The organism is Variovorax sp. GW821-FHT10D07 (assembly GCF_059415325.1).
The window spans coordinates 145848-166203 of the sequence record NZ_JBWKMZ010000003.1 but is presented as its reverse complement, the minus strand read 5'-3'; the positions used below and the strand labels follow the sequence as shown (position 1 = coordinate 166203).

The 20356-nt window shown below is 70.1% G+C and carries 19 protein-coding genes; 7 read left to right on the top strand and 12 right to left on the bottom strand.

Translation table 11 applies throughout. The features are described from left to right. Positions 1–4 precede the first annotated feature (4 nt). From AC07PU_RS11195 to AC07PU_RS11175, 5 genes are read right to left on the bottom strand one after another with little or no spacing between them, the layout of a single operon-like run. A complete protein-coding gene (locus tag AC07PU_RS11195) occupies positions 5–2173 on the bottom strand; it encodes a flotillin family protein (RefSeq protein WP_296782059.1) in 2169 nt (722 codons plus the stop codon). A 52-nt stretch (positions 2174–2225) separates the two neighbouring features. After that, on the bottom strand, positions 2226–2858 hold the full coding sequence (locus AC07PU_RS11190; protein ID WP_256222622.1) for a ubiquinone biosynthesis protein: 633 nt from the start codon (positions 2856–2858) through the stop codon (positions 2226–2228). Positions 2859–2910: 52 nt separating this feature from the next. Then, positions 2911–3351: a hypothetical protein gene (locus AC07PU_RS11185; protein ID WP_495317482.1), complete on the bottom strand. Its 441-nt coding sequence runs from the start codon at positions 3349–3351 to the stop codon at positions 2911–2913. Further along, positions 3348–4076, bottom strand: coding sequence for a PspA/IM30 family protein (locus tag AC07PU_RS11180; RefSeq protein WP_093344793.1), 729 nt, complete (start codon positions 4074–4076; stop codon positions 3348–3350). Before AC07PU_RS11180 ends, AC07PU_RS11185 begins: the two co-directional genes overlap by 4 nt. An 11-nt stretch (positions 4077–4087) precedes the next feature. Then, entirely contained in the window at positions 4088–4504 is a 417-nt protein-coding gene (locus tag AC07PU_RS11175) for a YjfI family protein (protein ID WP_093344797.1), read from the bottom strand. Positions 4505–4643: 139 nt separating this feature from the next. Between AC07PU_RS11175 and AC07PU_RS11170 the strand changes: the two genes are divergently transcribed. Further along, the gene (locus AC07PU_RS11170; RefSeq protein WP_495317480.1) at positions 4644–5855 is read left to right on the top strand and encodes a hypothetical protein; all 1212 of its coding nucleotides are present in this window, start codon (positions 4644–4646) and stop codon (positions 5853–5855) included. Positions 5856–5866: 11 nt separating this feature from the next. Here AC07PU_RS11170 and AC07PU_RS11165 read toward each other — a convergent pair whose 3' ends face one another. After that, on the bottom strand, positions 5867–6076 hold the full coding sequence (locus AC07PU_RS11165; protein WP_093344803.1) for a TOBE domain-containing protein: 210 nt from the start codon (positions 6074–6076) through the stop codon (positions 5867–5869). A gap of 197 nt (positions 6077–6273) precedes the next feature. Here AC07PU_RS11165 and AC07PU_RS11160 point away from each other — a divergent pair, with 197 nt between their 5' ends. Beyond that, the gene (locus tag AC07PU_RS11160) at positions 6274–7473 is read left to right on the top strand and encodes an NAD-dependent formate dehydrogenase (protein ID WP_495317478.1); all 1200 of its coding nucleotides are present in this window, start codon (positions 6274–6276) and stop codon (positions 7471–7473) included. Here the strand turns inward: AC07PU_RS11160 and AC07PU_RS11155 are convergent. The 4 genes from AC07PU_RS11155 to adh all read right to left on the bottom strand — a co-directional run bounded on the left by AC07PU_RS11155 (position 7463) and on the right by adh (position 11870). After that, entirely contained in the window at positions 7463–8392 is a 930-nt protein-coding gene (locus AC07PU_RS11155; protein ID WP_431509354.1) for a LysR family transcriptional regulator, read from the bottom strand. The two genes, AC07PU_RS11160 and AC07PU_RS11155, sit on opposite strands and share 11 nt — an antisense overlap. A 22-nt stretch (positions 8393–8414) precedes the next feature. Next, positions 8415–9761 (bottom strand): DUF2325 domain-containing protein, encoded by a 1347-nt coding sequence (locus tag AC07PU_RS11150; RefSeq protein WP_495317476.1) that lies wholly within the window; start codon positions 9759–9761, stop codon positions 8415–8417. Between the two features lie 117 nt (positions 9762–9878). Then, the gene (locus tag AC07PU_RS11145) at positions 9879–10268 is read right to left on the bottom strand and encodes a DUF779 domain-containing protein (protein WP_296782067.1); all 390 of its coding nucleotides are present in this window, start codon (positions 10266–10268) and stop codon (positions 9879–9881) included. 81 nt (positions 10269–10349) lie between these two features. Continuing rightward, positions 10350–11870, bottom strand: coding sequence for an aldehyde dehydrogenase (gene adh / locus AC07PU_RS11140; protein ID WP_093344814.1), 1521 nt, complete (start codon positions 11868–11870; stop codon positions 10350–10352). 234 nt (positions 11871–12104) lie between these two features. On the opposite strand from adh, the gene AC07PU_RS11135 reads away from it, so the two are divergent. The 3 genes from AC07PU_RS11135 (at position 12105) to AC07PU_RS11125 (ending at position 15372) form a co-directional block, all read left to right on the top strand. Then, complete coding sequence (locus AC07PU_RS11135) at positions 12105–14003, top strand: sigma-54-dependent Fis family transcriptional regulator (protein ID WP_495317473.1); 1899 nt, start codon at positions 12105–12107, stop codon at positions 14001–14003. Between the two features lie 101 nt (positions 14004–14104). Further along, the gene (locus AC07PU_RS11130) at positions 14105–15007 is read left to right on the top strand and encodes a nitroreductase family protein (protein WP_495317471.1); all 903 of its coding nucleotides are present in this window, start codon (positions 14105–14107) and stop codon (positions 15005–15007) included. Beyond that, complete coding sequence (locus tag AC07PU_RS11125; RefSeq protein ID WP_495317469.1) at positions 15004–15372, top strand: gamma-glutamylcyclotransferase family protein; 369 nt, start codon at positions 15004–15006, stop codon at positions 15370–15372. The genes AC07PU_RS11130 and AC07PU_RS11125 overlap by 4 nt, the downstream gene beginning before the upstream one ends. 24 nt (positions 15373–15396) lie before the next feature. Here the strand turns inward: AC07PU_RS11125 and AC07PU_RS11120 are convergent, their stop codons facing one another. Next, a complete protein-coding gene (locus AC07PU_RS11120) occupies positions 15397–16431 on the bottom strand; it encodes a molybdopterin-binding oxidoreductase (protein ID WP_495317467.1) in 1035 nt (344 codons plus the stop codon). A gap of 208 nt (positions 16432–16639) precedes the next feature. Between AC07PU_RS11120 and AC07PU_RS11115 the strand changes: the two genes are divergently transcribed. Next, on the top strand, positions 16640–17473 hold the full coding sequence (locus tag AC07PU_RS11115; RefSeq protein ID WP_495317465.1) for a class I SAM-dependent methyltransferase: 834 nt from the start codon (positions 16640–16642) through the stop codon (positions 17471–17473). Positions 17474–17775: 302 nt separating this feature from the next. Further along, the gene (locus tag AC07PU_RS11110; protein WP_208512779.1) at positions 17776–19374 is read left to right on the top strand and encodes an OpgD/OpgG family glucan biosynthesis protein; all 1599 of its coding nucleotides are present in this window, start codon (positions 17776–17778) and stop codon (positions 19372–19374) included. A 16-nt stretch (positions 19375–19390) separates the two neighbouring features. Here the strand turns inward: AC07PU_RS11110 and AC07PU_RS11105 are convergent, their stop codons facing one another. Then, a complete protein-coding gene (locus AC07PU_RS11105) occupies positions 19391–20311 on the bottom strand; it encodes a LysR family transcriptional regulator (RefSeq protein ID WP_490878478.1) in 921 nt (306 codons plus the stop codon). Between the last annotated feature and the right edge of the window lie 45 nt (positions 20312–20356).

Sequence of the window (20356 nt, the reverse complement as noted above, 5' to 3'; positions counted from 1 at the left end):
GCGCTCAGTTGCGGAAGGTGGAGATCAGGTTGTGCAGCGCCGATTTCTGGGTCTCGCTGCCCTCGGTGGCGATCTTGTTGACGAGCGCCGCCACGCTGAGGTTCTGGATCTCGCCCGAGGACGAGCCGAGCGCGCCCACGATGTCGCGCAGGTCCTGCACCACGTCGCGGTTGCCCGAGAGCTGGTCCTTGAACGCGACCTGGATCGCATTGCTCTTGGAGATCACGCCGTCGATGCCCTTGCCCACCGAGAGCGAGCGCACGAAGCTGTCGAAGTAGTCGCCCTGCCCGCCCACGATGTCGATCTTGGCGTTCGACAGCGCGGTGCCCAGCACCTCGGCCTGCTCCTTGGCGATGGCCGTCTGGGCCTCGATGCCCTTGAGGGTCTCGATGTGCGACTTCTCGAGGCGCATGCGGAATTCCTCGTGGTCGCGGGTCTCGGGGCTCATGGACTTCATGGCCTCAAACTTCTCGTGCAGGCCCTTGGCCTCAGCACCGAAGCGCGCCTCGATGACCTGCGCATCGGCCTGGCCCGACTTGAGCGTGGCCTCGGCATCGGCCGTGCGCACGTTGACCTCGGCCAGGCCGAGCTTTTCCTTGCCCGTGGCCTCGGCCTCGAACTTGGCGCGCATGCCCGCGGCCTCGGCCTGCGAGCGCGCCTCGATCACCTGCGCGTCGGCCTGGCCGGCCTTGAGGATCGCATCGGCATCGGCGGCGCGCACATGCACGTCGGCCAGGCCGATCTTCTCCTTGCCCGTGGCCTCGGCCTCGAAGCTCGCGAGCTTGGCCTGGGCGGTGGCGATCTGCACCTTGGCGGCGGCGAGGCCCGGCGCGGCGGAGATCGCTTCCACGCCCTCGGCCTCGCGCTTCTTCGATTCGGCGTCGCGCTCGGCCACCTTGAGCTTGGCATCGGCCAGCGTCAGTTCCTCGGCCGCCTTGTGGCGCGCGCGCTTCTCCTGCGTCTCGGCCGCCTTCACGTCGAGCACCATCTTCTCGTCGGCCTGGCCCTCGGCCATGATCACCACCGACTTCTTGGTGCGCTCGGCCTCGGCCACCACGCGCAGCTCCTTGATCGCCTCTTCCTGCTCGGCCACCGTGCGCTCGACCACGATGCGCTCGCGGATCACGTCGGCGATCGCCTTCTTCTGCACTTCGACGGCCTTGTCCTTCTCGATGCGCTGCAGCGTCACTTCCTTCTCGCGGTCGACGATCTCGAGGTCGCGGGCACGCGTGACCTTTTCCTCCTCGATTGCCACCGCGCGCTTGCGGTTGTTCTCGGCCACTTCCTTCTCGCGCTGCACGTTCTCCTGCTGCACGGCCACGGTCTGCTCCGAGAGCAGGCGCGCGCTCTCGGACTTGGTGCGCTCCTCGGCCTGGATCTTCAGCGTCTCGGCTTCCTCGCGGGCTCGCACGCTGGCAATCTCGCGGTGCTGGCGCGAGGTGGCGTCGGCCTGCTGGCGCTCGAGCTCGAGCAGCGCCTCCTGCGTCTCGACGTTCTTCTTCTTGATCTGCATTTCCTCGTTGCGGCGCAGCTCGTTGGTGCGCACATGCTCGACCGCCGTCAGCTCGGTGATCTTCTTGATGCCCTGCGCATCGAGGATGTTGTTGGCATCGAGCTCCGACAGCGGCGTCTGCTCGAGGAAGTCGATCGCCGCGTCTTCGAGCACGTAGCCCGAGAGGTCGTTGCCGATCTGGCTCACGATCTGGTCGCGGAAGTTGTCGCGCGCCTGGTAGAGGTCGACGAAGTCCATCGACTTGCCCACGGTCTTGAGCGCCTCGGAGAACTTGGCCGAGAACAGCTCCTCGAGCGTCTCGTGGTTCGAGGCGCGCGCGCAGCCGATGCCCTGCGCCACCTTGAGCACGTCGTCGGCCGTCTTGTTGACGCGCACGAAGAACTTCACCTTGATGTCGGCGCGGATGTTGTCGCGGCAGATCAGGCCCTCGTTGGCCGAACGGTCGATCTCGATCGTCTTGACCGAGATGTCCATCAGCTCGGCCTTGTGGATGATCGGGTAGACCATGCGGCCGGTGAAGGTGACCTCGGGTTCCGCGCGCAGCGTGTTCACGATCAGCGCGTGGCCCTGTTCGATCTTGCGATAGAACTTGGCGAACATCGCGAACAGGCCGAGGATGACAATGGCCAGCACGGCGACGGCAATGAGGATGGGCTCCATCTTTTTTCTCCAGTACTTGAAGCGGAAAACAGGGGATCGGGCGGGGCCGCGCTCAGGACGCCAGGTCGTCGTGCGCGGCGATGAGGTAGCGCGCGGCGACCTCGTCGTATTCGAGGATCAGCGCGATCGAGCCGCGCTTCAGGGTGTTGGGCACGGGCGCCCAGACGCGGATGTTGAGGCTCGCGCCGCGGCGCGCCACCTCGGCGCGGCCGTCCTTCTCGTTGACCACGCCGGTGACGACCTTGCAGGTCTGGCCGACCAGCGCCGCGTTGCTCACGGCCGTGTGGCTCACGAACAGGCCGCGCAGCGGACGGATCGCCACCGCCGTGACGGGGATCGCCACCACGGCGCTCGCCACCAGCAGCGCGGTGCCCGCGACCAGCTTGAGCAGCGTGGTCGGCACCAGCGGCAGCAGCCACTCGCCGCCGAGGCACGACACCACCCAGGCCACCAGCACCAGCAGGCTCACAGCGACCGAGAACGGCACGCCGTTGAGGCCCATGGCCACCACGTAGCTCGCGAGGTCGCCGACGTCCTCGGCATCGCCGTCGGCGTGCGCGAGGTCGACGTCGATGCCGTGGTGCTCGATGTCGACCAGGCCCAGCATCGCCAGCACCCAGTAGATCAGCACGACGCCCAGCAGCACCGTGTAGATCGCGGTCGGGTAGCCCGTCACCGCTTCCATGAAATTGCCCATCGATCCTCCCCCGGGCCAGCCGGTGGTCTCTGCGTTGTTGTTATCGCCGCGCCGGCTTGCCGGTGCGGGCGCTCTGCTTCACGCCTTCGGGAGCGCTCTTGGCGGCGCTCTTCGCAGTGCTCTTTGTTGCGTTTTTCGTCGCGCTGTTCGCAGCGGCCTTCCCACCGCCCGCGAATGCGATCAGGTCGCGCGTCGCCCGTTCCTTGATGGCGAGCCGGTCGTCGGCCGCCAGTCCGTAGCGCGCCGCCAGGAACTCGTAGTCTGCCGCACCGAGCGACACCGTGAGCCGCGGGCGCTTGGGGCCCGCGGTGGTCGTGAGGCCCAGCACCTGCCGGATCTGGTCGGAGGTCGACACGTGCCGGTCGAACGCCGCCTTGCGCACCGCCTCGAGCACCGCCTCCTCGACGTCGAAGGCCACCTGCACCGCGCGGATGGCGTCGTCCGAGCCCTGCCAGCGTGCCGGCTTGGCCCGCACGGTCATTGCGCGCCGGACTCCGGCGTGCCGCCGCCGGCCGCGCCGGCCTGGCGCGCGCGGATGCGGTCCATGACCTTGCCGGTGCGGTTGGCATCGCTGCCGATGCCGGCCGCCGCGAGCTTCTTCTCGAGCGCGGCATGGCCCAGTTCGTTCTCGAGCGACTCGCTGGCCGCCATGCGGTCGGACAGGTCCTCGTGGCGCTTGCGGATGCGCTCGAGCGATTCGCGCGCATTGGCCAGCCGCGAGCCGCCGCTGCCGATGTTCTCGGAGATCGACTGCGTGGCGCGGTAGACGCTCTCGGTGGTCTTGGCGATGCCGATTTCGCGCTCGTGCTCGCGGATGCGCGCCTCGGCCGAGCGGATCAGCTCCTTGAGCTTGCCGACCTGCAGCGCATACGAGGCATGGGCCTTGGCCTGCTCCTCGAGCTCCTGCTCGATGGTGCCGATGCGCGCGGCCACGTCGAGCGCCAGCCCCTCCTGCGTCTTGTTGAGCGCCTCGAGCGCGAGGCCCTCGTAGCGCGCCACCTCGTTCTTGAGGCGCTCGATCTCGCGGGCCGACTGCATCTCCTTGGCCATGACGCCCGTGAGGTCGCCCTTGGCCTTCTCGATGCTGTGCTTGGCGTCGATGATTTCCTGTTCGTAGATGCGGGTCGCGTTGCTGTCGACCACGCTCTCGCCGATCTCGCGTGCGCTGCCGCGCAGCAGGGTGACCAGTTTCTTGATGACCGTCATGATGACCTCGCTTAGTTCAGGAATTCGGACAACGCATCGAGTGCATCGAGCGCGTTGTCGCTGAGCACCGCGACTTCGCGCGCGATGTCCTCGACGCGCGCATCGCGACCGAGCGCACCGGTGAGCACGTAGCGGCCGTCGACGCGCCCGAAGGACGACAGCGGCACGGAGGGATTGAGATCGAGCAGCGACTCCAGCAGCTCGGTGCGCCGCTCGGCTTTGACGTCGGCCTCGGTCCACAGGTAGCAGATGCAGATGATCTGCATGTCGGAACTCGTCACGAAGATCGGGAGCTCGTCGCGGCCCTCGATGCTCACCTGGATCACGGGCGTCTGGCCCGGGATCGGCTGCAGCTGCACCGTCACGCCGCCCATCGCGGCCCCCGCCAGAACGTCCAGACCCTCGAGTTGATTCAGCAGCGTTTGCATACCCCTCCTGGTGATTGAGTGACGTGAAGGCGCTCTTGCCTCGGTGGGTTCACTATAGGGCCGCCGACATAACATGTCAAAAAATCTTTTGGCCTACGACCATGACTTTGGGCACTGGCGCGCTCCCTAGAATTCGACGATGGACACCCTCCTCCTCGTCGCGACCCTCGCCTCGCTGCTCGCGCTCAACGCGTGGATCACGCGGCGCATCCGGGCCATCGACGAGACCGCGCTGCGCCGGAATCTGCTGATCGCGATGGCCTGGCTCGTTCCCTTCATGGGTGCGTTGATCGCATGGACCCACTTGCCCAGATCGTCGCGAGGCGCCGGAAAGGACGCGGACGATGCCGCGTTGCCCCACGGCTTCGTCGCCGAAGCGGCACCGGCCGAGCTAGCCGTCGGCGCTGCGCCGGCGTTCTCCCTGTCCGCGAACATGGACGCGACGCAAGGTCTTCCGCTGCTGGATTGGCAAGCGCTCGAAGCCTGGGCCTCGTCGCAGGACGATCCCGGCCTTCGACGCGAAGCGCTCGCGCGGGGACGGCGCGCATGGCTGCTGCATCTGCGGGATGCCCTGGGCCCCCACTTCCATCTGTACGAATCGGAACAGGCCTGGGTGCTGTCCTCGCTCGAGCCCGTGGTCGCGGCGGCCACGGCGGCCTATGTGGTCGCCACGCGCAAGCGGATCCAGCAGGTCCTGGCCGGCATCGCCCTGTTCGAAGCCGGCGACAGGAGCATCCTGCTGGTCGTGGACGACGAGGAGAGCTACTACGGCTACGTTTCGGGCTACTACCCGGAGCAAGGCGAATTCGCCTTCAGCGGCGGCATGTTCATCGACGCGGGCTGCCCGCACTTTCTCGCGAAGCGGGCCGATCTCTCGGCCATCGAGCCCGTGATCGCGCACGAGATGACCCACAACGCCCTGTCGCACCTGGACCTGCCCCGATGGCTCGACGAAGGCCTCGCGGTCAACACCGAGCGGCGGCTCGCGGGCGCCGGCCCCGCGATGCACACGCCGCAGGAATTGCGGCACAAGCATCTCGCGTTCTGGGGCGAGGCGGAGATCCAGCAGTTCTGGTCGGGCGAATCCTTCTTCCGGACCGACGACGGCAACCTGCTGTCGTACGAACTCGCCCGCATCCTGGTCGAGCAGCTGGCCCGGGACTGGAACGCCTTCGCGCGCTTCGCCTCGAGCGCGCGTCGCGAGGACGGCGGTGCCGAGGCGGCGCTCGAGGTCTTCGATGCGGACCTCGGGGCACTGGCGTGCGCCCTGCTCGAGCGGCAACCCGATCGCCAATGGTCACCGGCGCCCGCGACCTGGTTCGCCGCGGCGCAGGCAGCCGCGCCCGCCTAACGCGCCGCGCCTCAGTCGGTGCCCACCATCACGCTCGAGGCCTTGATCACGGCATAGGCCGTCTGGCCTTCCACCAGCTTGAGCGAGTCGGCCGAGTTGCTGGTGATGGTCGAGACGACCTGGACGCCGGGCGCGATCTCGAGCGTGACCTCGGTGCTGACGGGGCCGCGGACGATGGAAATGACCTTGCCCGAAAGGACGTTGCGTGCGCTGATCTTCATGGGTGCTCCTGGTTGGATGTGAAAGCCCTCGACGGTTGAGATGCGCGCCGCCGAGGCGCGGGGGCATGGTAGCGCGCAGTTCTTTCGATAAGCCTCGCCTATCGCCGCATCGGATCAAACGATTGGCGCCGCCATGCCGTTCGCGAAACCATCTCTCCCGTGCAGCGATGTGCTGCCGCATCAACCAGGAGATGACTTTGGCCAAGATTGTTTGCGTGCTCTACGACGACCCCGTGACGGGCTATCCCACCACCTATGCCCGCGACGACCTGCCGCACCTGGAACGCTATCCCGACGGACAGACCCTGCCCACGCCGCGGCGCATCGACTTCCAGCCCGGCACCCTGCTGGGCAGCGTCTCGGGCGAGCTGGGCCTGCGCAAGTACCTCGAGGCCAACGGCCACCAGCTGGTGGTGACCTCGAGCAAGGACGGCGAGGACAGCGTGCTCGACCGCGAGCTGCACGACGCCGAGATCGTGATCTCGCAGCCCTTCTGGCCCGCCTACATGACGGCCGAGCGCATCGCCAAGGCGCCCAAGCTCAAGATGATCGTGACCGCCGGCATCGGCTCGGACCACACCGACCTGCAGGCCGCCATCGACCGCGGCATCACGGTCGCCGAAGTCACCTACTGCAACAGCAACAGCGTGGCGGAACACGTGGTGATGATGACGCTGGGCCTGGTGCGCAACTACATCCCCTCGTACAACTGGGTGGTCAAGGGCGGCTGGAACATCGCCGACTGCGTGGCGCGCTCCTACGACCTCGAGGGCATGCAGGTGGGCACGGTGGCCGCCGGACGCATCGGGCTGCGCGTGCTGCGGCTGCTCAAGCCCTTCGACGTGAAGCTGCACTACCTCGACCGCCACCGCCTGCCCGAGTCGGTCGAGAAGGAGCTCAACCTCACGCACCACACCAGCCTCGAGAGCCTGACCCAGGTCTGCGACGTGGTCACGCTGAACTGCCCGCTGCATCCCGAGACCGAGCACATGATCAATGCCGACAGCCTGAAGAAGTTCAAGCGCGGCGCCTACCTGATCAACACGGCGCGCGGCAAGCTGTGCGACCGCGACGCGATCGCCTCGGCGCTCGAGAGCGGCCAGCTCGCGGGCTATGCGGGCGACGTGTGGTTCCCGCAGCCGGCGCCGGCCGACCATCCGTGGCGCACGATGCCGCACCACGGCATGACGCCGCACATCTCGGGCACCAGCCTGTCGGCGCAGACGCGCTATGCGGCCGGCACGCGCGAGATCCTCGAGTGCTACTTCGAGAACCGGCCGATCCGCAACGAGTACCTGATCGTGCAGGGCGGCCAGCTCGCCGGCGTGGGCGCGCACTCGTACAGCGCGGGCAATGCCACCGGCGGCTCGGAAGAGGCCGCGCGCTTCAGGAAGTAGGCTGCGGCGCCGCGCCGAGCAGTCCGTCGACCCAACCTTGCAGGTCGAGGTCGCGGAAGCTGCGCAGCGCGGCATCGAGCACCGGCGCATGCGGCTGCTGCGCCAGCACCACCAGGCCGATGTCGCGCTGCAGCTGCGGCGACATCGGCCGCCAGCGCAACTGCTCGGCGCCCTCGGCCAGGCACAGCACGCTGTGCGGCAGGATGCCGTAGAGGCCGGCCTGGCGCACATGCGCGTAGAGCACCGTCATCGAGTCGGTCTCGACCTGCGGCACGGCCTTCACGCCGGCGGCGGCGAAAGCCGCGTCCATGCCGCGGCGGCACTGCATGTTGGTGGTGAACAGGCACAGCGGCAGGCTCGCGGCCTCCGACCACGACATCGAGGCCGCGCCCTCGAACATCGCCTCGTCGGCCGCCACCAGCACATAGCGCTCACGAAACACCGGCAGGGTCTGGAAGGCGCCGAGCCGGTCGTCGTCGAGGTAGCTCAGGCCGATGTCGAGCTCGAAGTCGGCGATCTTGCGCAGGATCTCGGCGGCCGACAGCGTGTAGACCTCGTGCTTGAGGCGCGGATGCCGGCGCAGGCAGTCCTGCGTGAGCCGCGGCACCAGCGGCAGCGCGGCTGGGATCGCACCCATGCGCAGCACGCCCACCGGGTCGTTGCCGCCCGCGCGCGCGTCCTGCCGCAGGCCCTCGCAGTCGGCCAGCACGCGGCGCGCCCAGGCCAGCACGCGCTCGCCGTCGGCCGTGAAGCCCTCGAAGCGCCGGCCGCGCTGCACGATGACCACGCCGAGTTCTTCCTCGATGCTGCGGATGGCCCCCGAGAGCGCGGGCTGCGAGACGTTGCAGGCCGCGGCGGCGCGGCCGAAGTGCTGTTCGCGCGCGAGCGCGACGACGTAGTTCAGCTGGCGGATGAACATCGGGGCGAGGCGCGCGCCCGGCTCAGCCGTGCCGCGGGCAGAGCGGCGACGTGCCGGACGGCCCGTCTTCCCTGCCCTCGCCCTGCGCCTGCGTGCCTTCCGCCGGCCCCGAGAAGGCCGCGGCGAAGCAACCGATGCCCGCGCTGCGCAGCGGCATATAGCGCACCTGCTGGCGCGTGCACAGCCGCTTGAGGTTGTCCACCGATTCGTGGTCGATGCAGTCGACCGGGAACACCACCACATGGGCCCAGGACACGGCCGCGGCCAGCAGGCCCGCACGGTCCTCGAGGCCGCCGCCATGGCGCCGGAACTCCCCGCCATGGCGCAGCACCAGGTCGCGGATCGCCGGATAGGTGCTGGGCCGCCCGCCCACGTAAAGGATGCGGCGGCCCTGCAGCTGCGCATCGAGCTGCGCCGACTGGTCGTTGCGCCCGCCGTCGTCCGCGTTGAGCCGCAACTGCAGCTCGGCGGCGCCGAGCTCGCGGCCCAGTGCCTGGGTGTGGCGGCGCAGGTGTTCCAGCGTCTCGGCGAGCTGCGCGGCCTCGGCCTGCGCGGCGGCAGCGGTCTGCTCGGCACGTTCGCGGCGCGCGGTCTGCAGGGCGATCAGCGCGGCCGCCTTCTCTGCCCTGTCGGTCTCCTCCACGCGGTCCTGCCGTTCGGGCGCCGCGGCGGCCGTGGCCTCGATCAGTTCGCGCCGCAGCGCCGCGATCTGCCGGTCGCGCTCTTCCATCAGTTCCTGCGAGCGCAGCTGCTGGCGGTCGAGCTTCTCGCGCAGCTCCGCGTTGTCGCGTTCCAGCGCCACGAGACGGCGGATGTCCGCACGGTTGGCCGCGCCGACCAGGTGCGAAAGCATGTGGACGTCGCCGAACACGCGCTGTCGCAGGGCAGGCGTGGTCTTGCGGTGCGTCAGCACGGCCCAGTAGGCGCCGGGCACCTCGCCCTGGTGCAGCGATTCGTCCCAGTAGGCGGTCAGCGCCTCGGCGTCGGCGAGCTTCGAGGCGCGCTGCAGCGCCGGCGCATGCCGGTGGTCGAGCGCCTTCTGCAGCGCCTTCGCGACCTGCGGGTCGTGCGAGGTCTGCCGCACCGCGTCGTGGTGGATGTCGAGGTCGCTGGCGCCCTTCACGTCGGCGAAGCGCGCCATCAGCTTGCGCAGCTCGGCCGTGCTCAGGCAGGTGCCGATCACCGAGCAATGGAGGTGGTGGTCGAGGTCCGCCAGCCGTGCACGGCCGGCCGCGACGGCCTCGTGCGCCTCGGGCTCGGGCGTGGCGCAGCAGTCGACCGCGGCATAGCGCAGCGGCGAATCCGCGCGATCGGCGCGCGTGAGCGCGGCATCGGCGGCGGCGAGAAGGCGGAAAGGCGGCTGCTGCATCGGCGGGGCGCGCGACGGCGCGGTCTGGCGGAAACGACACCGCAATATACGACGCAACATAGCGAAAGCCAAGCGCGAGGGCTTTCGACCCGGATTCCGTCCGGGGGCGGGGAAGGCTCAGGCCTTGGCGCCGTCGCGCTCGCGCGCCTCGAGCACGGCCCATTCCTCGTCGGTGAACAGCCGCGAGCGGGTCAGGAAGCGCACGCCCTCGGGCCCTTCGAGCGAGAACATGCCGCCACGCCCCGGCACCACGTCGATGATCAGCTGCGTGTGCTGCCAGTACTCGAACTGCGGGCCGCTGATGTAGAACGGCATGCCGCCGATGTGGCCCAGCAGCCGGTCGTAGTCGCCGACGATGAACTCGCCCTGGGCATAGCACATGGGCGCGCTGCCGTCGCAGCAGCCGCCCGACTGGTGGAACATCAGCGCGCCGTGCTTCGCGGCGAGCCTGTCGATCAGCGCCAGCGCCGCGTCGGTCGCGGTCACGCGCAGGACTTCTTGTGTCATGGAAAGCCTTCCTTCGGGGATGCACGAACGCCCCGCGCGTCCCGTCACGGGCCGCGCGGGGCGTGCCTTGCGGCAAGGGGATCAGAAGAAGCCGAGCTTGTTCTCGCTGTAGCTCACCAGCAGGTTCTTGGTCTGCTGGTAGTGGTCGAGCATCATGCGGTGGTTCTCGCGGCCTATGCCCGACTGCTTGTAGCCGCCGAAGGCCGCGTGCGCCGGGTACTGGTGGTAGCAGTTGGTCCACACGCGCCCGGCCTGGATGCCCCGGCCCATGCGGAAGGCACGGTTCATGTCGCGGCTCCAGACGCCGGCGCCCAGGCCGTAGAGCGTGTCGTTGGCGATCGCGAGCGCCTCCTCCTCGTCCTTGAAGGTGGTGACCGAGACCACCGGGCCGAAGATCTCCTCCTGGAAGATGCGCATCTTGTTGTGGCCCTTGAACACGGTCGGCTTCACGTAGTAGCCGTCCTTGAGGTCGCCCGCGAGCGTGTTGCGCTCGCCGCCGATCAGCACCTGCGCGCCCTCCTGCCGGCCGATGTCGAGGTACGACAGGATCTTCTCGAGCTGCTCGCTCGAGGCCTGCGCGCCGATCATGGTCTCCATCTCGAGCGGACTGCCCTGGCGGATCGCGGCCACGCGCTTCAGCGCGCGCTCCATGAAGCGGTCGTAGATCGATTCCTGGATCAGCGCGCGCGAGGGGCAGGTGCAGACCTCGCCCTGGTTGAGCGCGAACATCGCGAAGCCCTCGAGCGCCTTGTCGAAGAAGGCATCGTCCTTGTCGAGCACGTCGGCGAAGAAGATGTTGGGCGACTTGCCGCCGAGCTCGAGCGTGACCGGAATCAGGTTCTGGCTCGCGTACTGCGAGATCAACCGGCCGGTGGTGGTCTCGCCCGTGAAGGCGATCTTGCCGATACGGTTGCTCGAGGCCAGCGGCTTGCCGGCTTCCACGCCGAAGCCGTTGACCACGTTGAGCACGCCCGGCGGCAGCAGGTCGCCGACGATCTCCATCAGCACCAGGATCGACACCGGCGTCTGCTCGGCCGGCTTGATCACCACGCAGTTGCCGGCCGCGAGCGCGGGCGCCAGCTTCCACACCGCCATCAGCAGCGGGAAGTTCCACGGGATGATCTGGCCGACCACGCCGATCGGCTCGTGGAAGTGGTAGGCGAAGGTCTCGTGGTCGATCTCGCTGATGCCGCCTTCCTGCGCGCGGATGCACGCGGCGAAGTAGCGGAAATGGTCGATCGCCAGCGGCAGGTCGGCCGCGGTGGTCTCGCGGATCGGCTTGCCGTTGTCCCAGGTCTCGGCGGCCGCGAGCACGGCCAGGTTCTCCTGCATGCGGTCGGCGATGCGGTTGAGGATGTTCGCGCGCTCGGTGGTCGAGGTCCGGCCCCAGGCGGCCTTGGCCTTGTGCGCGGCGTCGAGGGCGCGGTCGATGTCGGCGGCGCTGGAGCGCGGCACCTCGCAGAAGACCTGGCCGGTCACCGGCGTGATGTTCTCGAAGTACTGGTTGTCCACGGGCGCCACCCACTCGCCGCCGATGTAGTTGCCATAGCGCTTCTTGAACGGCACCGCGGTACCGAATTTGCCCGGTTCGAGCATGTCCATGCGTGTCTCCATTGTGTTGCAGGCGCCGCGACATGCGGCGTCCCGCACGAAGGTCTGCAAGGCCCGTACCCGCCGGCCTCGGTGAAATCCCGAAGGCCCCGCCCCTGGGCGCGGAGCTGTCGCAAGGGTTTTCTTTCGCAATCTGCGACATATCCGCGCGAACATGACGGCTAGCATGTCGCGAAAGGCGAACCGGGCGAACCGGCTCGCACCCCGAACCGACTGGAGCCGTGGATGACCGACTCGCAATCGCCCTCGTCGCAGGTGGAACAGGCCCGGGAGCTCTTCTTCGTGCAGGGCCGCGACCCCGAGCCCTGGATCGCGCCGCACATCTCGCGCTCGTGGCGCCGCAGCCTGCCGGTCGATCCGCGCGGCGGCGAGTGCGAGCCGATGGCGCTGGCGCTGCTGCGCGAGCGGCGCGAACAGGCGATGCGGCTGCTCGACTGCGCCCAGCCCGAGCTCGACGGCCTGGCCGAGCACGCCACCGGCAACGGCTGCGTGGTGGTGCTGTCGGATGCCAGCGGCCTGATCCTCGACGAGATCGGCAGCCCCGACTTCCTGCCCAAGGCCGAGCGCCTCGCGCTGCGGCCCGGCGCCGGCTGGTCGGAACACCAGCGCGGCACCAATGCCATCGGCACCGCGCTGGCCGAGCGCGAGGCGCTGATGGTGCTCGGCGGCGAGCACTACCTGGCGCGCAACGGCACGCTGGGCTGCGCGGCGGCGCCGATCTTCACCGGCCGCGGCGAGGTGGCGGGCGCGCTCGACATCTCGGGCGAGACGGTGCGCGTCAACAGCCATGCGCTCGGGCTGGTGCGCATGGCGGCGCAGCAGGTCGGCCACCGCATGATGCTCAGCGAGGCCAGCGGCCACCTGCTGCGCTTCCACCCGCGGCCGTCGCTGATCGGCACCGCGCGCGAAGGCCTGATGGTGATCGCCGACGGCCGCATCGCCGCGGCCAACCACGTGGCGCTCGAGCTGTTCGGGCACTCGTGGCAGGAGCTGCTCGACCTCGACGCCGCCACCTTCCTCGGCCGCGACTGGGCGCGCATGGAGCGCCGCCGCAGCCTGCTCACGCTGCCGGGCGGGCGCCAGATCGCGACCGTGCTCGAACGCTCGGCCCGGCCCGGCGAAACGCCGTCGCGCGGCGCGCGGCGCCAATGGACGCCCGAGGACTCGGCCGCCGCGCCGCCGCCCGACGACGTGCAGCCGCTGCTCGAGCGCGCGGTGCGGGTGCTGAACCAGGGCGTGCCGGTGCTGGTCAACGGCGAGACCGGCAGCGGCAAAGAGGTGTTCGCGCGCCGGCTGCATGCGGCGAGCCGGCGCAGCGCCGGGCCCTTCGTCGCGGTCGACTGCGCCTCGCTGCCCGAGACCCTGATCGAGGCCGAGCTGTTCGGCTACGAGGACGGCGCCTTCACCGGTGCCCGCCGCCGCGGCGCGCCGGGCCGCATCCGCGAGGCGCATGGCGGCATGCTGTTCCTCGACGAGATCGCCGAGATGCCGCTGGCGCTGCAGACGCGGCTGTTGCGCGTGCTCGAGGAGCGCACGGTGCGCCCACTGGGCGGCGGCCAGGGCGTGGCGGTGGACTTCGACCTGGCCTGCGCCACGCACGGCGACCTGCCGGCGCTGGTGGCGGCCGGGCGTTTCCGCGCCGACCTGATGTACCGCGTGGCCGGCTTCACCGTGGCGCTGCCGCCGTTGCGCGAGCGCACCGACCGGCATGCGCTGATCGCGCGGCTGTTCCTCGAATCGGGCGCGGCCGCTCGCGGGCTGCGGCTCGAGGACGAGGCGCTCGAGGCGCTCGCGGCCTGCCCCTGGCCCGGCAACGTGCGCGAGCTGCGCAGCGTGCTGCGCTCGCTCGTTGCGCTGGCCGAGCCCGGCGATGCGATCGGCATCGACGCACTGCCGGCGAACCTGCGCGCGATGCCCGGCATGCCGGCCGCCCCCGTCCCGGACGCCACGAGCCCCGGCTTCGGCGGCCCGCCGCCGCTCGTGGCGATCACGCGGCAGGCGATCGCGCAGGCGCTGCAGGACTGCGGGCACGACGTGGCCGAGGCCGCGCACCGGCTCGGCATCCATCGCAGCACCGTCTACCGGCACCTGGCACGCGAGCGCGGCCGGCGGCCGGGCGGCTGAGCCTGGCGATGTCCCGCTCCCGCCATGGCTTTCGCTATGCTTTTTAAAATATAGCGAATGCGCTCGCGAATCCGCCGCCTTTTTCACGTCCCGTGTTCCCCATGATCAGCACCACCCCTCTCCACGGCCTGCTCGCGCTCGCCGACGAGCGCCACCTGGGCCGCGCGGCGCAGGCCAGCCGCATGTCGCCGGCCGAGCTCGCGCAGGCCCTCCAGGCGCTCGAGGCCGAGTACGGCCATGCGCTGCTGCGCACCTCGGCGCCGCCGGCCGAACGCGGCCAGCTCTTCGAGGGCTTCACGCCGCAGGGCGAACGGGTGCTGGCCTGGGCACGCGGCTTTCTCGCGCAGAGCGAGGCGCTGCGCTACGAGCTCCAGGCCTCGCGCACCGAGGCCGCATTGGCGCCGCTGCTCGAGCGCCGCTCGGTCTCGCCCAAGCGACTGCGCCCGCCCGCGCCCACGGCCGAGCACATCGAGGCGATGCTGCAGGCGGCACTGCGCGCGCCCGACCATGGCGGGCTGCATCCGTGGCGCGTGATCGAGTTCCGCGAGGCGCAGCGCGCCGCGCTGGCCGAACGCTTCGAGGCCGAGAAGCTGCGCCGCGATCCGCTGGCCTCGGCCTCCGACCGCCGCCGCGCGCGCGAGCATGCGACGCGCCCGCCCGCGCTGCTGGCCTTCGTGGTCGTGCCGCGCGCGCGCAGCAAGGTGCCCGCGCGCGAGCAATGGCTGGCCGCCGGCGCCGCGCTCGGCAACCTGCTGAATGCCGCGCATCAACTGGGCTTCGGCGCGATCGTGCTGAGCGGCGAGCGCTGCTTCGATCCGGTGCTGGCCAGCGAGCTCGGCGCGCGTCCCGAGGAATTCCTCGCGGGCTTCGTGAGCCTCGGCAGCGTGGCCGAGGCGCCGCCGTCGCGCGACCACGCGCTGCCCGGCGAAGTCTGGTCGGCCTGGGCACCGCCGCGCGAGCACCTGTTGCCGCATGCCGGCGATGCGGGACGCTCGTCGCCATGAGCACGGACCACGGCGCCACCGAGCGCCTGTTCTCCTACGGCACGCTGCAGCTCCAATCGGTGCAACTGGCGACCTTCGGCCGGCTGCTCGCGGGCCAGCTCGACCAGTTGCCCGGCTACCGCCTGGAGCGGCTCGCGGTCCGCGACCCCGCCGTGCTAGCGACCAGCGGCAAGAGCCACCATCCGATCGTCGCGCCCACGGGCTGCCCCGAGGATTGCGTGGACGGCGCGGTGTTCGCGATCACGCCGGCCGAGCTCGCGCAGTCCGATGCCTGCGAGGTCGAGGACTACCGGCGCGAACGGGTGCGGCTGGTGTCGGGCCTCGAGGCCTGGGCCTACGTGGACGCGCGCGGCCGGCCCGGCTGAGACGGCCGCGCGTCGATCCGCAGTTCAGGGCGTGTCCGCCGCGAACACCTCGATCGCGACCAGGTTCGATACCGAGCGGCCCTGCTTGACCTCGCCCGGCACCACCAGGCGCGCGACGCCGTTGGCACCGAGCCCCGCGCCGTTCATGTCGTAGGCGACGATCGCACCCTTGTTGCCGAAGCCCGGATCGATCTCGCCGAGCGAGACCGCGGCGCGGTAGCCGTCGCTGCCGGTGGCCACGGCGTACATCGACAGGCTGGGGTTCTTGCCCGCGGGCAAGCGCAGGCCCAGGCCGTTGAGCAGCGTCCAGAGGCTGACGCCGGTGTAGACGTTGGCGCCCACGGTCTGCGTGACCGGCACCATCGCCTGCAGCGCCTTGAGGTCGAAGCTCAGCGGCGTGCCGACCGCGCCCGACACCGCGAAGCTCGTCGACACGCCGCCGCCCGTGCCGGCGGCGGTGGCGGCCGAGGGCTGCACCCGCAGCCGCACGAGCTGCGAGACATAGCGCCCGCCCTTGATGTCGCCCGGCGCGGTAACGCGGAACGACCCGTCGGCCGCGGCCAGCGGGCCCGAGCTGCCGCCGGTGGTTTCGGCATAGGCCACGATCGCGGACTTGTTGCCGAAGTCGGGGCTCAGCTCGCCGAGCGCGAACACCACCCGGTAGCCGTCGGCGCCGGTGGCCAGCACGTGGCGGCTCAGCAAGTCGTTCTTGCGCGTGGCGTCGGCCTGCAGGCCCGCGTCGGACAGCAGCGACCAGAGGCTGGTGCCGGTGTAGGTGCGGGTCTGCGGCGTGCTGCCGCTGTTGAAGTTCACCGTCTGCGTGAGGGCGGCGCGCGCGGCCAGGTCGGCCTCGGCGTAGTCGGCGGGACGGTCGATGGCGCCTTCGAGCTTGACCGTGGGCGCCGGCGGCGCGGGGGGCGGCGGCGGTGGAGGAGAAGGCGGCGCGGGCGCGGGCGGCGGCACCACCGGCAGGAACACCCCGCCATCGCCACCACCGCCGCAACCGGCGACCACGACCGCCACCAGACCGGACACCACGCCCGCGGACCAATGTTTCATATCCACCTCGTCTCCATGTTTTTCGATATGTTTATTCTTACATAGCGAATTCATTCGAATCCAATAGCTCTATTCGTATGCGATCCATCACTGTGCATGTATGGATACGGCGAACGACCAATTTCCGCCGCGACCGAACAGCGCGCGCCCTTGCCCGTCTCTTCAGCAGGCGAGAGACTTCGCCCCCGCCCTCACTTCCAGTCCCCGCATGCCCTCCGACGCCGCCCTGTCCGCTTCCGGCCTTTCGGCCGTGCCCTCGACGCTGCGCATCCCGCTGGCCGCGCGCGCCTTCGGCGACGCGATGTTTCCGCGCATGGCGATCGACGACGCGAGCGCGGCGCGCCTGCTGGCCACGCTGGAGGACCAGGCCCCGCCGCTGCCGCGCGACCGCGCCACGGTCTATGGCGTACTGGCGCGCACGCGCTGCTTCCGCGCGCTCGCGCGCGACTTCCTCCAGGCGCATGCCGGCGGCCACGTGGTCAACCTCGGCTGCGGCCTGAGCCACTACTTCCAATGGCTCGACGACGGCAAGGCGCGCATGACCGATGCCGACCTGCCCGAAGTGCTCGCGGTGCGCCGCGCGCTGCTGGCCGACGACGAGCCGCGCCACGAGGTGCGGCCGCTCGACCTCACGGCCCCCGACTGGTGGGACGGCCTCGGCCTGCCCGCGCGCGACGGGCCGCCGGTGTTCCTGTTCTCCGAGGGCGTGCTGATGTACCTCGAGCCCGCGCAGGTCGAGGCCGTGTTCGCCACCTTCGGCGAGCGCGCGCCCGCGGGTTCGGTGCTGGCCTTCGATGCAATGTGCTGGCTCGCCACCGGCCGCGCGCACCGGCATCCCTCGGTGCGGCCTACCGGCGCGCAGTTCCGCTGGGGCCTGCGCCGGCCGGCCGAGCTGGCGCGCGCGCATCCGCGGCTGCGGCTCGCGGGCACCCACGAGGTGATGGCGGGCTATGGCTTTCCGCACGGCATGCTGTCGCGCGCGATCGGTGCCTTCTTCGGCGTGCCGATGTACGCGGTGTATGCGCTGCACGCCGAGGGCTGAGCCCGGCTCGATACACAAACGCACAATTTCGCCGCATCGCCGGCCTTGTCCGATGGCGTTTGCGCGGAATGGCTGACGCGCCGCGGGCCGTCGCCGCGGCAAGCTCCAGACTCGTCCCGCCCGCCGAACCCGTGCCCTCCGCACAGGCCGGCGCCTGCGACGAAGGAGTTCCGCGCTGCATTAGGATCGTCCCGCTCGCCCGACAGGCGCCGCGCCGGCCACCGCGCCAGTGCATTCCCTCCTTCGTCCGTCTCCCGGAGTTCACCCGAACTCGCCAGAGAAATCGCAACCCTCAAGAAAACATGCTTGATCGCCGATCCTTCCTTGCCGCCGGCAGCGCCGCCGCCACCCTCGCCGCCCTCGGGCTGCCCGCCGAAGCGCTGGCCGCCAACGGGCTGCAGCTGAGCCAGCCGAGGCCCTTCTCGTTCGACAACCTCGTCGCCGAAGCCAAGTCGCTCGCCGGCCGGCCCTACGCGGCACCGGCGCCGCTCGCGCCGCAGGTGCTGGAGAAGATCGACTACGACGCGCACGGCAAGCTCAAGTTCGACCCCGCCAACGCCCTGTTCCGCGACGGGCCCGGCGCTTTCCCGGTCACCTTCTTCCACCTCGGCCGCTTCTTCCAGACGCCGGTGCGCATGCACGTGCTCGAGAGCTCCGACGGCGACGGTTTCGCGCGCGAGGTGCTCTACAGCCCCTCCTACTTCTCGATGCCCGCCGACAGCCCCGCGCGCGCGCTGCCCGAGGGCGCCGGCTTCGCGGGCTTCCGCCTGCAGGAAAGCCGCCTGGGCGACCAGGCCAAGCTCGACTGGCAGAAGAACGACTGGGTCGCCTTCCTCGGCGCCTCGTACTTCCGCGCCATCGGCGAGCTGTTCCAGTACGGCCTGTCGGCGCGCGGCATCGCGCTCGAGGTGGCCGTGCCCGACCGGCCCGAGGAATTCCCGGCCTTCACGCGCTTCTATTTCGAGACGCCTGCGGCCGGCAACACGAACTCGATGACGGTCTATGCGCTGCTCGAGGGACCGAGCATCACCGGCGTGTTCAAGTTCGTGATGCAGCGCGGCAAGGCCGTGATCATGGACATCGACTCGCGCCTGTTCCTGCGCCGCGACGTGGCGCGCCTGGGCCTGGTGCCGCTGACCTCGATGTACTGGTACTCCGAGACCGCCAAGCCCACCGCGATCGACTGGCGCCCCGAGGTGCACGACTCCGACGGCCTCGCGATCTGGAACGGCGCCGGCGAGCGCATCTGGCGCCCGCTCAACAACCCGACGCAGACCCGCGCCTCGGCCTTCGCCGACACGGGTCCCAAGGGCTTCGGCCTGCTGCAGCGCGACCGCGCCTTCGACCACTTCCAGGACGGCGTGTACTACGAGAAGCGCCCGAGCCTGTGGGTCGAGCCGCTGGGCGACTGGGGCGAGGGCTCGGTGCAATTGATCGAGATTCCGACCGACGACGAGATCCACGACAACATCGTCGCCTTCTGGGTGCCCAAGGCCGATGCCAAGGCCGGCGCCAGCTACAACCTCAAGTACCGGCTGCACTGGACCGACCAGGAGCCCTACCCCTCGCCGCTGGCGCGCTGCGTGGCCACGCGCATCGGGCGCGGCGGCCAGCCGGGCCAGCCGCGGCCGCCGGGCGTGCGCAAGTTCATGGTCGAGTTCATCGGCGCGCCGCTCGCCAACATCCCGTTCGGCGTCAAGCCCGAGCTGGTGCTCACGGCCTCGCGCGGCAAGTTCTCCTACATCTTCGCGGAGGCCGTGCCCAACGGCGTCACCGGCCACTGGCGCGCGCAGTTCGACTTCACGGCCGAGGGCAACGAGCCGGTCGACATGCGCCTGTTCCTGAAGAACGGCGACCAGACACTGACCGAGACCTGGCTGTACCAGTACCAGCCCGGCTGAGGCCGACGGGCTTCTTTCAGCGCGGCTTGCGCTGCTTGTCGTAGGGCGCGAACAGCTCCACCGCCCAGTCGACGAACACGCGCAGCTTGGCGCTCAGGTGCCGGTTGGTCGGGTACACCACGTGCAGCGGATAGGGCTCGGGCGCAAAGCCCTGCAGCACCTCGACCAATGCACCGCTCGCGAGATACGGCGCGGCCATCAGGTCGAAGGTCTGCGCCAGGCCCATGCCGGTGAGCATCGCGCTCAGGTGCGCGGTGCTCTCGTTCACGCCCACCACCGTGTGGCCGTGGATCTCGATGCGGTCCTCGCCACGGCCATAGCGCAGCGGCACCGGCCGGTTGCTCAGCGACGAGAAGTAGCCCACCACGCGGTGCCGGCCGTCGCCGATGTCGGCCGGGGTCTTCGGCACGCCATGGCGTTCGAGGTAGCCTGGCGTGGCGCAGGTCACGAAGGGCATGGTCGCGATGCGACGCGCCACCAGCGTCTGGTCGTCGAGCGGACCGGCGCGGATCACGCAGTCCACCGCATCGCCGACCAGGTTCACCGGTCGGTCGCCCACGCCGATCTCGAGCTCGATCTCGGGATAGCGCGCATGGAAGGCAGGCAGTTGCGGGATCAGGATCATGTTGGCCAGCGAGGAGCCGACGTCCACGCGCAGCCGCCCGCGCGGATTGGCCTGCGCGTTCGTGAGGTCCGATTCGATGTCCTCGAGCTCGGCCAGCACGCGCGCGGTGCGCTCGTAGTAGGCCGCGCCCTCGGGCGTGACCGTCACGCGCCGGGTCGTGCGCTGCAGCAGCTTCACGCGCAGGTGGGTCTCGAGCTGCTGCACCATCTTCGTCACGGTCGGCTTGGGCATCTGCAGCGAATCGGCGGCGCGCGTGAAGGTGCCGGCCTCGACCACGCGGGCGAAGACGCGCATGGCGGCGATCTGGTCCATCGGCCGATTATTAGCGATTCGTGAATAAACAAGTGGCGCGCGGCG

Excerpts from the sequence above, each read along its gene's own strand:
- AC07PU_RS11190 (WP_256222622.1), bottom strand. The coding sequence starts at position 2,858 with ATGGAAGCGGTGACGGGCTACCCGACCGCGATCTACACGGTGCTGCTG.
- AC07PU_RS11105 (WP_490878478.1), bottom strand. The coding sequence starts at position 20,311 with ATGGACCAGATCGCCGCCATGCGCGTCTTCGCCCGCGTGGTCGAGGCC.
- AC07PU_RS11150 (WP_495317476.1), bottom strand. The coding sequence starts at position 9,761 with ATGCAGCAGCCGCCTTTCCGCCTTCTCGCCGCCGCCGATGCCGCGCTC.
- AC07PU_RS11165 (WP_093344803.1), bottom strand. The coding sequence starts at position 6,076 with ATGAAGATCAGCGCACGCAACGTCCTTTCGGGCAAGGTCATTTCCATC.
- AC07PU_RS11120 (WP_495317467.1), bottom strand. The coding sequence starts at position 16,431 with ATGAAACATTGGTCCGCGGGCGTGGTGTCCGGTCTGGTGGCGGTCGTG.
- AC07PU_RS11130 (WP_495317471.1), top strand. The coding sequence starts at position 14,105 with ATGATCAGCACCACCCCTCTCCACGGCCTGCTCGCGCTCGCCGACGAG.
- AC07PU_RS11185 (WP_495317482.1), bottom strand. The coding sequence starts at position 3,351 with ATGACCGTGCGGGCCAAGCCGGCACGCTGGCAGGGCTCGGACGACGCC.
- AC07PU_RS11155 (WP_431509354.1), bottom strand. The coding sequence starts at position 8,392 with ATGTTCATCCGCCAGCTGAACTACGTCGTCGCGCTCGCGCGCGAACAG.
- AC07PU_RS11145 (WP_296782067.1), bottom strand. The coding sequence starts at position 10,268 with ATGACACAAGAAGTCCTGCGCGTGACCGCGACCGACGCGGCGCTGGCG.
- AC07PU_RS11170 (WP_495317480.1), top strand. The coding sequence starts at position 4,644 with ATGGACACCCTCCTCCTCGTCGCGACCCTCGCCTCGCTGCTCGCGCTC.
- AC07PU_RS11175 (WP_093344797.1), bottom strand. The coding sequence starts at position 4,504 with ATGCAAACGCTGCTGAATCAACTCGAGGGTCTGGACGTTCTGGCGGGG.
- AC07PU_RS11115 (WP_495317465.1), top strand. The coding sequence starts at position 16,640 with ATGCCCTCCGACGCCGCCCTGTCCGCTTCCGGCCTTTCGGCCGTGCCC.
- AC07PU_RS11180 (WP_093344793.1), bottom strand. The coding sequence starts at position 4,076 with ATGACGGTCATCAAGAAACTGGTCACCCTGCTGCGCGGCAGCGCACGC.
- AC07PU_RS11195 (WP_296782059.1), bottom strand. The coding sequence starts at position 2,173 with ATGGAGCCCATCCTCATTGCCGTCGCCGTGCTGGCCATTGTCATCCTC.
- AC07PU_RS11110 (WP_208512779.1), top strand. The coding sequence starts at position 17,776 with ATGCTTGATCGCCGATCCTTCCTTGCCGCCGGCAGCGCCGCCGCCACC.
- AC07PU_RS11135 (WP_495317473.1), top strand. The coding sequence starts at position 12,105 with ATGACCGACTCGCAATCGCCCTCGTCGCAGGTGGAACAGGCCCGGGAG.
- adh (WP_093344814.1), bottom strand. The coding sequence starts at position 11,870 with ATGGACATGCTCGAACCGGGCAAATTCGGTACCGCGGTGCCGTTCAAG.
- AC07PU_RS11125 (WP_495317469.1), top strand. The coding sequence starts at position 15,004 with ATGAGCACGGACCACGGCGCCACCGAGCGCCTGTTCTCCTACGGCACG.